General features: G+C 59.6%; 10 protein-coding genes and 2 pseudogenes. 5 read left to right on the plus strand and 7 right to left on the minus strand.

Going from position 1 to position 13,964, the window contains the following annotated elements; genetic code table 11:
* A partial coding sequence (locus tag B4968_RS26210; protein WP_173907550.1) for a GtrA family protein occupies nt 1-265 on the plus strand: 265 nt, incomplete at its 5' end.
* Between the two features lie 91 nt (nt 266-356).
* Here B4968_RS26210 and B4968_RS14770 read toward each other — a convergent pair.
* The 6 genes and pseudogenes from B4968_RS14770 to B4968_RS14795 all read right to left on the minus strand — a co-directional run bounded on the left by B4968_RS14770 (nt 357) and on the right by B4968_RS14795 (nt 9,417).
* Nucleotides 357-995 carry a nucleotidyltransferase family protein gene (locus B4968_RS14770; protein ID WP_083100196.1) on the minus strand — a complete coding sequence of 213 codons (639 nt, stop codon included), beginning with the start codon at nt 993-995 and terminating at the stop codon, nt 357-359.
* A gap of 158 nt (nt 996-1,153) precedes the next feature.
* Nucleotides 1,154-3,572 (minus strand): annotated as a pseudogene (locus B4968_RS14775) (GcvT family protein).
* A gap of 148 nt (nt 3,573-3,720) precedes the next feature.
* Nucleotides 3,721-5,343: an MFS transporter gene (locus B4968_RS14780; RefSeq protein ID WP_083100198.1), complete on the minus strand. Its 1,623-nt coding sequence runs from the start codon at nt 5,341-5,343 to the stop codon at nt 3,721-3,723.
* A complete protein-coding gene (locus B4968_RS14785; protein ID WP_083100200.1) occupies nt 5,340-6,650 on the minus strand; it encodes an HlyC/CorC family transporter in 1,311 nt (436 codons plus the stop codon). Before B4968_RS14785 ends, B4968_RS14780 begins: the two co-directional genes overlap by 4 nt.
* 182 nt (nt 6,651-6,832) lie before the next feature.
* Nucleotides 6,833-7,807 carry a tyrosine recombinase gene (locus B4968_RS14790; RefSeq protein ID WP_083100202.1) on the minus strand — a complete coding sequence of 325 codons (975 nt, stop codon included), beginning with the start codon at nt 7,805-7,807 and terminating at the stop codon, nt 6,833-6,835.
* Nucleotides 7,808-9,417, minus strand: a pseudogene (locus B4968_RS14795) (hypothetical protein).
* Between the two features lie 349 nt (nt 9,418-9,766).
* Here B4968_RS14795 and B4968_RS14800 point away from each other — a divergent pair.
* Both B4968_RS14800 and aroB read left to right on the plus strand, forming a co-directional pair.
* Nucleotides 9,767-10,354, plus strand: a complete 588-nt coding sequence (locus tag B4968_RS14800) for a shikimate kinase (RefSeq protein ID WP_083100204.1) — start codon at nt 9,767-9,769, stop codon at nt 10,352-10,354.
* Nucleotides 10,355-10,356: 2 nt separating this feature from the next.
* Nucleotides 10,357-11,472 (plus strand): 3-dehydroquinate synthase, encoded by a 1,116-nt coding sequence (gene aroB / locus B4968_RS14805; RefSeq protein WP_083100206.1) that lies wholly within the window; start codon nt 10,357-10,359, stop codon nt 11,470-11,472.
* 227 nt (nt 11,473-11,699) lie between these two features.
* Here the strand turns inward: aroB and ssb are convergent, their stop codons facing one another.
* Complete coding sequence (gene ssb / locus B4968_RS14810) at nt 11,700-12,209, minus strand: single-stranded DNA-binding protein (protein WP_083100208.1); 510 nt, start codon at nt 12,207-12,209, stop codon at nt 11,700-11,702.
* Between the two features lie 372 nt (nt 12,210-12,581).
* Between ssb and B4968_RS14815 the strand changes: the two genes are divergently transcribed.
* Nucleotides 12,582-13,175: a lytic transglycosylase domain-containing protein gene (locus B4968_RS14815; RefSeq protein ID WP_083100210.1), complete on the plus strand. Its 594-nt coding sequence runs from the start codon at nt 12,582-12,584 to the stop codon at nt 13,173-13,175.
* A 266-nt stretch (nt 13,176-13,441) separates the two neighbouring features.
* Entirely contained in the window at nt 13,442-13,816 is a 375-nt protein-coding gene (locus B4968_RS14820; protein WP_083100212.1) for a hypothetical protein, read from the plus strand.
* Nucleotides 13,817-13,964: the final 148 nt, after the last annotated feature.

Raw genomic sequence — 13,964 nt, forward strand, 5'->3', positions numbered from 1 at the left:
CGCCTTTTTCCTCAGCTTCACCGGCCATCAACTGTTCACGTTTCAGGGCCATGGCAGCCCCGTTTCGCGTAGCCTTCTGCGCTATTCCATCACCGCCGCGACGGGGTTTGGCCTGAATCAAATGCTTCTGTATGTCCTGCATGTCATTTTTCACCTGCCGCCCCTGCTGTCCTTAGTTATTTCCACAGGAGTGAGCGCAGTTGGAGGTTTTATCCTGAGCAAGGTTTGGGCCTTTCGTGGTCAGGGGGCACGGGCTGCGAGTTGAACAGCAGGCAGCTTGACAGGCTTTGAAACTGGTGATCCAGAGCTTTGCAAACATCAAATGGCAAGGCCGTCCCCCTGGCATTTAACGGGGCTCAGTCCTTAGAATTCGCCCGGCCATTTTCAGTTTCATGGCTGCCGCGCGACGCGCGCCAGCGCGACCCGGCCTCTGGTGTGTCCAGATCAGTCAGGGCGCGTTGCGCGGGCAGGGCGACCAATTCGACCTCGTTTTCCGACAAAACCGCACGGGCGCCCTGATCGCCTGTGATCTGGCGCAAGGCAGCAAAACAGTGGCGCGGGAAGATCACCGGATGGCCGGGGGTTCCGTCACTGGCAGTGGCGCGCAGCACCGGGCTGTTGCGACTTTTTGAATTAGAGCTGGGAAAATGTGCGGCCAGATGCAACAGATCCTGCGTTTCCAGATCGGGCATGTCACAGGGCAGGATCATAACGGCATCGGTCTCGTGCGGCAGTGCTGCGACACCGGTTCGGATTGAGGCTGCCATGCCTTCAGAGGCATCCGGAACGTCAATAACACTGGCGGTGCCGGTGGCCGCAACCCTTGGGTGCGAAAGGCCTGGCACGGTGACATAGCAGGGCAGTCCCGTCAGCGCGGCCCGGTGGCAGATCCGCGACAACAGTGGCGCGCCGTCGACATCTTCCATCAGTTTGTCCCGCCCTCCCATCCGGGAGGAGGCGCCAGCGGCCAGCAAAAGAATGGCGATAGTCGTCATGAAAATTCCCGTTGGATCACTGGCTGCGCAAGGGTGCCGTCAGCGGCAGTATTTTGAGAAATTTCAATGCGTAAGGCCAGAGAATTCGTGTGCCCAGCAAAAAAAGCCCCCGCAGCGCGGGAGGCTTTGTCTTTGGCTCAGATACCAGACAGTTGCAACTAGCCGCGCATGCGGGCGCCATCGGCGTCAAAAAGCGGCTCGGTGATCAGCTGGGCCCGGTGCATCTCGCCGAGGATCTCAATCTCGATCTGAAGGCCTGCTACTGCCTTGCTGGTTGGCACAAACCCCAGGGCGATGGATTTGTGCGCCGTGTGGGAATAGCCCCCTGAGGTGCAGAACCCCACCACCTCGCCATCAATCGAGATCGGCTCATAGGCGATAACATCGGCATCCGTCGCCTCGACCTCAAAGGCGCAGAGCTTGCGACCGGCGCCCTGTGCCCGCTCTGATTCGGCGGCGGCACGTCCAATGAAATCGGTATTTTTCTTGAACGAGATAAACCGGTCCAGCCCGGTTTCAGCCGCCGTGTAGTCCGGCGAGTATTCCCGCATCCAGGAGCCAAAGAACTTGTCCAGTCTCAGCGACATCATGGCCCGCATACCAAAAGGTTTCATGCCATGCGGCTGCCCTGCCTGCCACAGGCTCGACCACAGCGCGCGCTGGCTCGCAAGGTCGCAGTAGATCTCATAGCCAAGATCACCGGTATAGCTGACCCGCTGCACCAGACAGTCGGCCATGCCTACCGTCATGCGCCGCACGTCCATAAACTGCATATCTGAGACGTCCTGCCGGGTGCAGGCCTGCAAGACCTGTCTGGCTTTAGGGCCGGCAATCTGAAATCCGTTCCGGGTGTCCGAGATGTTTTCGATGTCAACGCCCTGCTCCTGATGTTTCAGAAACCAGCGCATGTGATAGGCCTGCGCCCCATAGGAGGCGGTGAGCTGAAAGTCATCCTCGGCAAGACAAGAGATGGTGAAATCCCCGATGAGCCGCCCCTTGGCAGAGAGCATTGGCGTCAGGCTGATGCGTCCGGGCTGTGGCACCCGTCCCGCCATGATGCGGTCAAGCCAGGCCCGGGCACCGGTGCCCCTGATCCGGTATTTGCCAAAGTTATGCACCTCGTTGATGCCGACCGCCTTGCGCACCGCGGCAACCTCGCGGGCCGTGGCCGCAAAGGCGTTGGAGCGACGGAACGATGGGGTTTCAAAGCGGGCCTCATCGCCAGTGGCGAAATAGTTGGGCACCTCCAGCCCAAATTGCTGACCCCAGACGGCGCCCATGCCGTCAAAGATGTCGTACATCGGTGTGGTGCGAAAGGGGCGTGCGGCGGGCAGCTCTTCGTTGGGGTAGGCGATGGAAAACCGTTTTTGATAGTTCTCGATGACCTTTGGCAGGGTGTAGCCGGGGGTGATCCAGTCACCAAAACGGGCACAGTCCAGCGCCATGGTGTCGCGCTCGGGCTCGCCCTCGATCATCCACTGCGCCAGCATCAGGCCAACGCCGCCGCCCTGGCTAAAACCGGCCATGACACCGCAGGCGGACCAATAGTTGCGCACGCCCGGCACGGGACCCACCAGGGGGTTGCCATCGGGGGCAAAGGTGAAGGGTCCGTGGATCACGGATTTCACCCCAGCCGCCTCAAGGGCGGGGAAGCGTTTGTAAGCAAAATCAATGGAGTCTTCGATCTTGTCAAAGTTATCCGCCAGCAGCTCATGGCCAAATGTCCAGGGGGTGCCGTCCACCGCCCAGGGTTTGCAGGGCTGTTCATAAAAGCCAATGCAGAGGCCGCGACCCTCCTGGCGCAGGTAGCTCTCGCCAGCCGGGTCCATCACATGCGGATGTTCGCCGCCAGCGTCGATAATCTCGGCAATCATCGGCACCTCGTCGGTGACGATATATTGGTGCTCCATCGGGTGCAGCGGGAAATAGATCCCGGCCATGGCGCCAACTTCGCGCGCCCAAAGCCCGCCTGCATTGACGATATGCTCTGCCGTGGATGGATCCCTTGTCGGTGACAATATCCCAGCTGCCGTCAGGGCGCTGGTTGGTCTCGACTACCTTGCAGTGGGTTTCAATCGTGGCGCCGCCCATGCGGGCGGCCTTGGCATAGGCGTGGGTGGTTCCCGAGGGGTCCAGGTGGCCGTCCAGCGGGTCATAAAGCCCGCCAACGATCCCTTTGATATTGGTCGCCGGAGCGATTTTGGCAATCTCTTCGGGGCTGACGATTTCGGTTTCCAACCCCATGACGCGATGCTTGGCGCGCTCCGCTTTCATCATGTCAAAGCGTTCCTGGGTGTCTGCCAGTGTCACCCCGCCCACGTGGTGCAACCCGCAGGACATGCCGGTGATCTCTTCCAACTCGCGATAGAGCTTGATGGTATAGCCCTGAAGTGCTGCCATATTGGTGTCGCCATTGAGAGTATGAAACCCGCCTGCGGCGTGCCAGGTAGAGCCCGAGGTGAGCTCGGAGCGTTCCAGCAGCATCACATCAGACCAGCCGAGTTTGGTCAGATGGTAAAGGACTGAACAGCCGACGACACCGCCGCCGATCACGGCCACGCGGGTGGTGGTCTTCATGAGGCTTCTCCCTGGTTGAGGTTTTTCCTCATTCTGTACAGAAGTGAACAGTAATCCAGTGAAAAAGCGACAGAACCGGTCGCTGCCCGACCAAAAGTCACAAAGCGGCGGAGATGCACGCATTTAATCTGAGGGCAGAGGAGTGCGTTTAGTCGCTGCTGCGCAGTGGGCTGATCTGCACTAAAAAGACCGCACTGATAGGGATCGCCAGTTTCAACACAGCCACAGTGATCAACAGCGCCCCCAGCTGTGTGTAGTCAGCAGGGGTGGTGATCTCGCCCGTGTGGGACGAGACTTCGCGGGTGACCACAAAGACCTCATTGAGGTATTTTGTGCCCAGGCTCGCCGCGGACAGCGCAAGGTTTGTGAAAGAGGCCATCACCGCAAAGAACGTCGCCTTGAGATTGCTGGGCGCGTTGCGGGCAATCCAGGCCAGCATCGGGATCATGGCGATCTGACCCAAGGGCGACTCGACAGCTGTATCCACCAGGGCGATGAAACGCGCATCCACCAACCCTCCGGTCACAGATGCCGTCCAGTGGTGCAGCCCATAATACAGGCCAATGTTTGGCAGGCTCAGCAGAGCCTCGGTGATTGCCAGAAAGATGACGATCCAGGCGATGGTATTATTGGCAATCAGGGGGCGCAGCAGGATCATGCCAAACAGGGTCAGCAGCGAGGAAATCAGCGACAGGACCGAGAGAAACTGTTGATCAAAGCCAAGCGCGTCAATTTCAAACCAGGTGGCGGCAGCTCCGTTCAGAGGCGTGGCCCGATAGGCAAAGATGATGATTGCCGTGCCCACCAGCGCCCGGGCCTGCGCCGGTGTCAGGGCTTTGATAAGCTGCCGCATCAACAGCAGCACGATCAGCATGGAGCCGGCAAAAACCAGTTCCTGCGCCTGTTGCACATCGCTGAGCCCGACACTCAGCGACAGCGCCACAAAGGCGCCGCCGCCGATGAAATACCACCAGTTCACTGAAACGGGATCGCGCGGCACGGTGAGGCGGGCGTTGATCTCAAGGGCGCTCACCCCCATGCGGCGAAGTTTTTTGCCAAGGTGAAGACGCTGCAGCAACGCGACGGCAATCCCCGAGAGCGACAGCAGCGGCACAGCCAGGGCAAGCAGATAGATATGGGCATAAAGCGCGCCCTTTTCAGATTGCGGCAGGGCATCGGCGCCATCAAACAGCCAGACATTCATCGCCGCCGCAGCGCTAAAGCCTCCAATCAGGGTGATACGTCCCAGAGTCTGCATGGTGGTGTGCATAACGCGGCTGTCGGAGACAGAATATGCGTCCCCTTCGGGGGTGCGATGCGGCACGGCCTCGACAGACATGGCGTCTGCGACGACATCCTGCAGCACAAAGCCACAGGGCGCCAGCAGGGCCGAGGTGACATACCAGGCATTGGCAGGCATGATCCGGGCCATCTCATCTGGCAGCATCAAAAGCCCGGCAATGATGCCATAGCTGGTTGCCATCAGCCCGGCGCCGAGCAGGATCAACAGGTATTTCCAGCGCCAGATCAGATCGACCAGATGCCCCAGGGGCATTTTCAGCGCCCAGGGCAGGCCCACCCAAAAGGCAAGTCCCGCCAGAAAGGCAGCCTCAAGATCGAGGTATTCTTTGACAAAGAATGTCGCCGCCACCGAGGTGATGCCCTGCACCCCGTAGGCAAAATAGATCAACAGAGGCGGCAGAAAGCTCCAGCGCAATTGCCGCAGCAGATCCAGCACGATCTGGTCGAACCATTTATAGGCCCGGCTCATGTCAGGGGGCGCACCTTGAAGGCGGTGATCCGGTTGCCTTGCCGCGCGGTCACCTCAAAGCGAAAGCCATGAAACGAGAAGACCTGACCAACGGTCGGGATCATCTGTGCCTCGTGTATCACCAGCCCGGCAATGGTATTGGCCTCGTCATCGGGCAGGTTCCAGTCCGTGGCCCGGTTAAGGTCACGGATGGTGGTGGCGCCTTCGACGGCAAAGTTGCCGTCCGCTTCCTTTTTCACCAGCGACTGTTCTGCGGGGTCAAACTCGTCGGTAATTTCGCCGACGATTTCTTCCAGAATGTCTTCCAGCGTGATGAGGCCCTGCAGGGCGCCATATTCATCAACCACCAATGCAAAGTGGCTGCGCATCCGCAGGAACTGGCGCATCTGCTCGTCCAGTGTGGTGGTTTCGGGCACAAAATAGGGCGGCTTGGCCACCGTAGTGATCTGAAAATCCCGCAGCGCACTTGCATCGCCTTCGGGGCCACCGATCTGGACATACATCTCACGCAGCAGGTCCTTGGCGTGCACGATGCCGATGATGTTTTCCTTCTCCGATTTAAACACGGGCAGGCGCGTGTGGGGGGAGGTCAGGCATTGCTCCAGAATATCGGCTGGTTCCGCATCGGCGTCGATCATCTGGATATTGGACCGGTGCAGCATGATCTCTTCAACAAAGCGGTCCGACAGGTCCAGAGCGCCGAGAATCCGGTCGCGATCTTCTTTCTCGACCACGCCTTCAGAATGGCCGAGCTGCAGGGCACCGGCGATCTCTTCACGCACGGCCATGATATGGCTGTCCGGGTCGATCTGGACGCCAAACAGCCCAAGAATGCCGCGGACAAGAAAGCGCACGGCCGACACAATCGGCGCCAGTACCGTTACAAGAACGGCAATTATAGACGCCACACCCGAGGCGGCTTTTTCGGCATTGGAAATGGCATAGGTCTTTGGCAGGACCTCGGCAAAAATCAGCACCAAAAGCGTCATCACCAGGGTGGCATAGGCCACGCCGCTCTCGCCAAAGGTCCGGGTCAGCAGGGCTGTTGCCAGCGAGGTGGCAAGAATATTCACCAGGTTGTTGCCCAGCAGAACCGAGCCAATCAGCCGTTCGCTGTCTTCGGTCACGTCAAGCGCGCGCTGAGCCCCATGCGAGCCCTTGTCGGCCTGGGTGCGCAGCTTGCCCCGAGAGGCGGCAGTCAGCGCTGTCTCTGAGCCGGAGAAAAAGGCGGAGAGAACCAGGAGAAGCAGGATGGCTCCGGCAGAGATCCAGAAAGCGCTATCCAAAACGGTTTGGGCGTTGTCCATGGTTGGTCCAAATTCAGTTTGTGTCAGTGGTTGTTATCGGCTGTGTTTGTTATGGGCTGCGGCAGCGTTGCAGACAAGGGTCGTTGCATCGTCACATTCAGCCCGACAGAATTTCGGTGCCAGCTCTGGCATGCTAGGCTCGGCGATATGTCAGCTGGTGTGCCTGTGCAGTTTGGCTCTGGCTAGGGTTTGTCTTTGTCGCGTTCAGCGATGGATTCACCGCCTCGTGACAGCGGGTGGTGCTCCAGAACCAATTCGCTGAGACGGGCATCCAGCACATGGGTGTAGATCTCGGTCGTTGCAATATCCGCATGGCCCAAAAGAGCCTGTATGGCCCGCAGGTCAGCGCCATTGGCCAAAAGATGCGTCGCAAAGGCGTGGCGCAGCGTAGGGGGGTTCACTTTTTGTGGATCAACCCCGCCGGTCACGGCGAGCTCCTTGATCAAACTATAAAACCAGTGCCGGGTCAGATGTCCCTCTTTGCCCCGGGAGGGAAACAGAAATTTTGATCCCTGCAGACCTTTGAGCTGTCGCGCGTGGTCCTCGTCTTCCCAGCTCTGCAGCCAGACCCGCAGCGCATCACGGGCAGGCGGAGACAGAGGCACCATGCGTTCTTTGCCGCCCTTGCCCTGCACCAACAGCATATTGGGGTTGCCCCGTGCGGCAGCAACAGGCAGGGACATCAACTCGCTCACCCGCATACCTGTGGCATAGAGCAGCTCCATCAGGCAGGTGTTGCGCAACCGGTCCGCCGGTTTGCGACCCGTCTGGCGCGCCGCGTCAAGCAGGCGGTCCACTTCGATAACCTCCAGCGTTTTGGGCAGTCTTTTGTCGCGCCCAGGCCCCTTGATCTGGATCGCCGGATTGTCCACACGCCAGCCTTCCTCAAAGGCGAAATGATACAGTTGGCGAATGGCAGACAAGCGCCGCGCCCGGGTGGCACGGGACAGCCCCTCGGCGTCACAGCTGATCAGATAGGCTTCTATGTTGTCGCGACTGGCGTCGCTGAACCCAAGCTTGCGATGCAAAAGCCAGGTGGCAACATCCTTTAGGTCACGACCATAGGCGAGCAGGGTATTGCGTGCAGCCCCTGCTTCGGCAGCCTGGGCCTCCAGAAACGTCGAAACCCATTGCAGATCGTTGCCCGGAGCAGCCATTCAGCGGTGCTCCAGAAGCATCAGTTGCAGGGTCGCGCGCCGGGCAGTGTCTTCGAGCCCCACAGCGCGCAGAGCGGCGAGAGCATGGCTGAGATCGCCAAGATTGCCCTGCGCTCCACGGGCGAACAAATCCATCGTCCGCAAGATCGCCTCGCCCAGCTGGCCATTGTCGAGAAGGATCTGCAGCCTGGCCGGGATTTCGGCCTGATCGGAAAATCCGCGCATGATAGAATGTGTTAGGGGTGAGATATCCGGAGCTTTACTCTGCGCGGCTAAATCGCTGCTACCGTTGGGGTCTTCTTGATGATCTGGCGTCTCGGTATGGGGGACAGTCGCGGGCTCTGAGGCGGTATTGCTGCCAGGACGTCCGGGGGTTCCCTGGGCTAATGCCGCAAGGAAGTTGTTTTCAGGACTGTTGCTCGGGGGGCTGTGCGAGGCGATCTCATAGCTTGGCGCCAAAAGGCGGATCCGCCAGGCCAGCTCTGCCGCATCACCGCTCAGTTTGAACCGGGCAAGTTGGGTGGAAAAGAGATCGGCAAACCCGACTTCAAGCCCGGCCAGTGCCCTGCCTGCCAGACAGCGGGCAGGGCATTGGCGACCGCGTCACTGCTGGCACTGTTGAGGGCCGCCTCAAAGTGCTGCACGGCGGCGACCCGGTCCCAAATGCCACCCGAGGCGGCAGGGCTGCGATCAGTATACAGCCCCAAGAGCTGGTTGGGGTTCAGCGCCCCGGCACGTGTCAGACGCTCGGCCGCCTCAAGCTGCGCCTTCCAGCCGGCCACGTCACGCAGATCAGCGGCAGAAAAGGCGCGTGGCAGGGGCGCTGTGGGCAGACGCTCGCCAATGGCCTCGTAGAGGCGGAAGGTCAGAGGGTCCGGCTTTATCGGCAGCGGCAGCGGCGGAGCGAGCTCAAAAATATCTGGGTTCAAAAAACGGTCGAGCAAGGCCAGCTGCTCCTTTGGCATCAGGTCCAGTGCGTGGGCCGATTCCAGCATCAGTGCCGCAGTTGGCCAATCGCCGCGTCGCGCTGCGCAAAATATCCGGGCGCGGTAGTCCGGTGCCAGATACGGAAATGCTATCAAGGACGCGCAGGCACGGTCTTCGTCGCCGCTCAACAGCGTGGTGAAAAACCAGCGGCGAAACCGGCTCGCCGTGGCGGTTGGGCCTGCATGTTCCACCAGGGCCTGCGCCGGGTCGGTTGCCCCCAGGGTTATCAAACGGTCAAGGCGCGCCAGCAGCACCTTATCGCCTTCGGCCTGCAGAGGGCGGCTTTCCGACAGCAAAAGGGTAAACAGCAGCGACTGCATTGCTGGGTTGCCCTGCACAGAGACCCGGTGGATCAGATCAGCGATATCTTGTGGGTCACTGCCGCGCCACAGGTCAATCGGCAGGCCAGTGGCGGCCGGGGGCACGAGGCCAATCGGGGGCAACAAGGCCTGCAGCGGCGTGACGACGATATGCGGACGCGCGGCACTGCCGGTCACCGGCGGTTCCAGCAGAACCGTTTTAGGCAGGGGAGCCGTGCTATCGGGCTGGCCCAGCCAGTCTATCACCGTAAGCGGTGCCTGCGCTGCCACAGGCCCGGCGCACAGGAAGCTGGTTAACAACAGGGCTCTGGCGCAAAACAGGCCACGGGTTACAGACGGACCACGGGTTGCAGACCGGCCGCTAGGTACAGACTGGCCACTGCTGAAAAAGGACACCCCCGCGCGCCTCAGTAAGCCCCGTCTAGTCGGCATCCAGAACCACCGGTTTTCGGACCTCTTGTGTGGGCACGCTGAAATCTGCCCCAAACCAGGGACCGATATAGGCATAGGCCACCAGCCCAAAAACCGCCAAAACCCCTATAATCACTAGATATTTGATAATTCGCCCCATTGCGCACCCGTTGCCTGCTTCTTTGTGTTTTGCCCAAGTTATATATGGCCTTTTTGGCAATAACACGTCATTCACGGAAGAATGAGAGAAAAAGAGCAAATGACCGGGGTAGAGGCCCCGATACGGCAGCCAGGGCGGCTTAAGAAAACCATCGTCATGGTCGGCATGATGGGCGCAGGCAAAACCGCCGTAGGCCGTGCACTGGCGGCGCGGCTGCAGGTGCCCTTTTTGGATAGCGATCATGAGATCGAAGCCGCTGCCAATATGACCATCCCCGAGATATTTGCCCGCGACGGCGAAGCCTTTTTTCGCCGCAAGGAACGTCAGGTGATCGCGCGTTTGCTGACCGAAGAATGTGGCGTGCTCTCGACGGGGGGCGGTGCCTTTTTGGCCGCCGAAAACCGTGAAACCATCAGGCGCAATGGCGCGGCTATCTGGCTTAAGGCTGATATGGATGTGTTGTGGAACCGGGTGCGTCACCGTGAGACACGGCCACTGCTACAAACCAGCGACCCCCGGGCCACGCTGGCAGAACTCTATAAAGCGCGGGTGCCGCTCTATACCAAGGCCGACCTTGCGGTTGTCTCGGATGGCAAAGCCTCGATCGAAGAAATGGTGGACCGGGTGCTGACAGCCCTGCGGACGCGCCCCGATGTTTTTGAGGAATGACGATGGAACGTACGGTACATGTACCCCTGGAGGGGCGCGCCTATGATGTGGTGATCGGGCCGGGGCTGTTGCAGGACGTTGGACGCCGGATTGCGCCTTTCCTCAAACGGCCCCGCGTGGCGGTACTGACCGATGAGACCGTCGCAGCGCAGCACCTTGAGACCCTGCGTGACGGGCTGCAGGCTGCCGGGATTGAAATGCAGGCGCTGGCGCTGCCACCCGGGGAGGCCACCAAGAGCTGGCCACAGTTTACCCGTTCGGTCGAATGGTTGCTGGAGCAAAAGGTTGAGCGCAACGACGTGATATTGGCCTTTGGCGGCGGGGTGGTTGGCGATCTGGCCGGCTTTGCGGCCTCGGTGCTGCGGCGCGGAGTGCGCTTTATTCAGATCCCGACCTCCTTGCTGGCGCAGGTAGACAGCTCGGTTGGCGGCAAGACCGGCATCAACGCCCGGCAGGGCAAGAACCTGATTGGCGCCTTTCACCAACCGACTCTGGTGCTGGCCGACACCGAAGTTTTGGGAACACTCACGACGCGTGATTTTCTGGCAGGTTACGGAGAAGTGGTGAAATACGGCATGCTGGGCGATGCGGCGTTTTTTGCCTGGCTGGAGGAAAACGGCCCCTTGCTGGCGGCGGGCGACATGGCCAAGCGGGTTGAAGCCGTTGCCCGTTCGGTGCAGATGAAGGCCGATATTGTTGTGCGCGACGAGACCGAGCAGGGCGATCGTGCCCTGTTGAATTTGGGCCATACATTCTGCCACGCGCTGGAGGCTGCCACGGGGTATTCGGACCGGCTGTTGCACGGTGAAGGTGTGGCAATTGGCTGTGCTCTGGCGTTTGAGCTGTCCTCCCGTTTGGGATTGTGCAGTCAGGAAGACCCCAGCCGGGTACGCGCCCACCTCAAGGCCATGGGGATGAAAACGGATCTGTCAGATATTGACGGGCCCTTGCCAGATGCCGAGACACTGCTGCAGCTGATGGGGCAGGATAAAAAAGTGGTTGCTGGCCAGCTGACCTTTATACTGGCGCGCAGCATTGGGGATGCCTTTGTCACGGCGGATGTTCCCAAGGAGGCCGTTTTGTCTGTGCTGAGTGATGCCCTGGCTGAGTGCCAATAACACGCGCTCTGTACCACTGTACCCCTGCCGTGACATTGGCGCGACACTGGCGCAGGCTGGGGTAACGAATGCTGCTTATGTCTAGGGACGGCGTTGGCAGAATGACAGGCCGATTTACCTGCTGTTCTACGCCGTGGTGCATACAAAAAGACTGGCGGAAAGGACCTCCCGCCAGTCTTTGTTGGATTTAGCCAGTCTTTGTTAAATCTAGCCAGTCGTTGTCGGATTTAGAACGGGATTTCGTCGTCGTCGATGTTGTGGGAGGGGCCTCTGTAGCCGCCGCCAAACCCGCCGCCCTGTTGTGGGCCACTGTCATAGCCGCCGCCGCTGCCGCCGCCATAGCCGCCACCCTGGCCGCCGCTGTCCTGGCCACCGCCGCCTTCACCACGACCGTCGAGCATTGTCAGGGTTGAGCCAAAGCCCTGCAGCACGACTTCGGTTGAATACCGGTCCTGACCACTTTGATCCTGCCATTTGCGGGTCTGGAGCTGGCCTTCGATATAGACTTTTGAGCCCTTGCGAAGGTACTGCTCGGCGACACGCACCAAACCTTCGTTGAAGATGGCAACGGAATGCCATTCGGTCCGCTCGCGGCGCTCACCGGTGGTGCGGTCTTTCCAGTTTTCCGAGGTCGCAATGCGCAGATTGCAAACCTTGCCGCCATTCTGGAATGATCTCACTTCTGGGTCGCGTCCCAGGTTGCCGATGAGGATGACTTTGTTGACTGAGCCGGCCATTGGGGTCCGTCCTTATTCTTATCTTGATTTTGTGTTGTGTGCGGGGCGCAGCGGTCATCAAACGAATCTCAGCCGCTGGGTTGGTGGAACAGTATAGACCAGCGCGCGGCGTGGAAAGCACCCCTCTGACCCGTTTTTACCAGGATCCTGTCAGGCGGCGCTTTCAGGCAGGAATCTGAAGCGGAACTTTTGGGCGGGCCAGTCAGGCGGGCCAGTCAGGCGGGCCAGTCAGGTGGGGCGTGATTTTGGGCGGCCCTATGCCGATCTGCACAGGGGCGTTGGCGGCTGTTATGACCTGCCTGCTTTCATTTGATACAAATACGGCTATAGTCGCGAAAATATTTTTGTATCGGTAAGGGGCGAGGAGCAGTCATGCGTCCACTGACAGTTGGGATTTTCAGCGCGGCACTGGCCGGTAGTTTTGGCCTGAGCTCCGTGGCTGAAGCGGACATGTTCAGCACCAAAAGCCGACGTGATTTGTTTTCGGCCCATACTCGGGTTTTGGATACCCGGGCGGCGCAGCAGTATGAAAATTCGGTGCGTTTGCAGCCGCAGGCAATCCCGGGTGTCAGCGCGATCAGCCCGCGCTACGCTGGGAAATATCGCGGCGAGTATCTGACCATGGCGCGTCAGGCGGCGCGCCAACATGGTGTTCCCGAGGATCTGTTCCTGCGCCTGGTGCAACAAGAAAGCAATTGGAACCCCGAGGCAGTCTCCCATAAGGGGGCAATGGGGCTGGCACAGTTGATGCCTGCCACGGCCCGCCGCCTGGGGGTTGACCCCTCCGTTCCAAAACAAAACCTCGAAGGCGGGGCACGCTACCTGTCAAAACAATTTAGAAAATTCGGCTCCTGGCGCTTGGCTTTGGCCGCATATAATGCCGGCCCGCAAGCTGTGAAAAAATACGGCGGCGTGCCGCCCTACAAAGAAACCCAAAACTATGTCGCAAAAATCTGGGGCAGCTAAGCGCCGCAGATGATGCCCTGGGGGCGTCGTGAACGGGTCATTTTATGGCGCAGACTGCGGCCTTTTCCCTTGCAGATGGCAGAATACATGCAGGTCCGCCGGGTCGGCAGTACGCACTGGTGCGAGACAGGCTTGTGACAGGCTTGTGACCGAAATCGAAAATCTGCCTATTGCCGCGTTAAACTCGTTAACGTGTCATTAATTTGCCTTAATATTTTATGAAATTCCCCGTGATTTAGTGATCTGAGATTTCAGGAGGAATTCAAGTGACCAGCAGAAGCTTTGACGATCGGCTCGAGCGTATCCAGTGGACACCCGGCGCGGTGCCGACCCAAGAAGTGATTGATAGCGTTCTGGGAGGACGTGGGCTGGAAAAGGCCCGCAGCGTCGGAGCAACTCTGTTGGGGGCAGTTCTGGGCATTCTGATTGGCTTTGGTCTCAAGGGGATGTCACTGGTTGGCGCGCCCTGGGGGCCGGATACCGGGCTGATCGGTTTGATTGGCGGCAGTCTGTCTGTGTTTGGTCTGATTGTATCCGTGGCTATGGCGCTATTTGTTGCTCTGCGCAGCCGGCAACATCCCTGGCTGATGCAATTTGCCTCAATGAACCTTCTGATGATCGTGGTCCTGCTGCTCAGTTGACCAAAAGGGCCAGGCGCGGCGCAGTATCTTCAGCTTTCTGGGCGTGGGTGTGATAAATCTGATTTTTTCTGTCAGGAATTGCGTTACATCAAGGTCGGCATTATGGGTTTGGGCACCCTTTAGGCAGAGCCTTTTTTCCCGGAGCCCA

This window comes from Pseudophaeobacter leonis (assembly GCF_002087335.1).
GTDB lineage: Bacteria > Pseudomonadota > Alphaproteobacteria > Rhodobacterales > Rhodobacteraceae > Pseudophaeobacter > Pseudophaeobacter leonis.

What these genes read in the sequence shown, in the direction of transcription:
- B4968_RS14770 (WP_083100196.1), bottom strand. Translation starts at nt 995, where the DNA reads ATGACGACTATCGCCATTCTTTTGCTGGCCGCTGGCGCCTCCTCCCGG.
- B4968_RS14780 (WP_083100198.1), bottom strand. Translation starts at nt 5,343, where the DNA reads ATGAGCCGGGCCTATAAATGGTTCGACCAGATCGTGCTGGATCTGCTG.
- B4968_RS14785 (WP_083100200.1), bottom strand. Translation starts at nt 6,650, where the DNA reads ATGGACAACGCCCAAACCGTTTTGGATAGCGCTTTCTGGATCTCTGCC.
- B4968_RS14790 (WP_083100202.1), bottom strand. Translation starts at nt 7,807, where the DNA reads ATGGCTGCTCCGGGCAACGATCTGCAATGGGTTTCGACGTTTCTGGAG.
- B4968_RS14800 (WP_083100204.1), top strand. Translation starts at nt 9,767, where the DNA reads ATGAGAGAAAAAGAGCAAATGACCGGGGTAGAGGCCCCGATACGGCAG.
- aroB (WP_083100206.1), top strand. Translation starts at nt 10,357, where the DNA reads ATGGAACGTACGGTACATGTACCCCTGGAGGGGCGCGCCTATGATGTG.
- ssb (WP_083100208.1), bottom strand. Translation starts at nt 12,209, where the DNA reads ATGGCCGGCTCAGTCAACAAAGTCATCCTCATCGGCAACCTGGGACGC.
- B4968_RS14815 (WP_083100210.1), top strand. Translation starts at nt 12,582, where the DNA reads ATGCGTCCACTGACAGTTGGGATTTTCAGCGCGGCACTGGCCGGTAGT.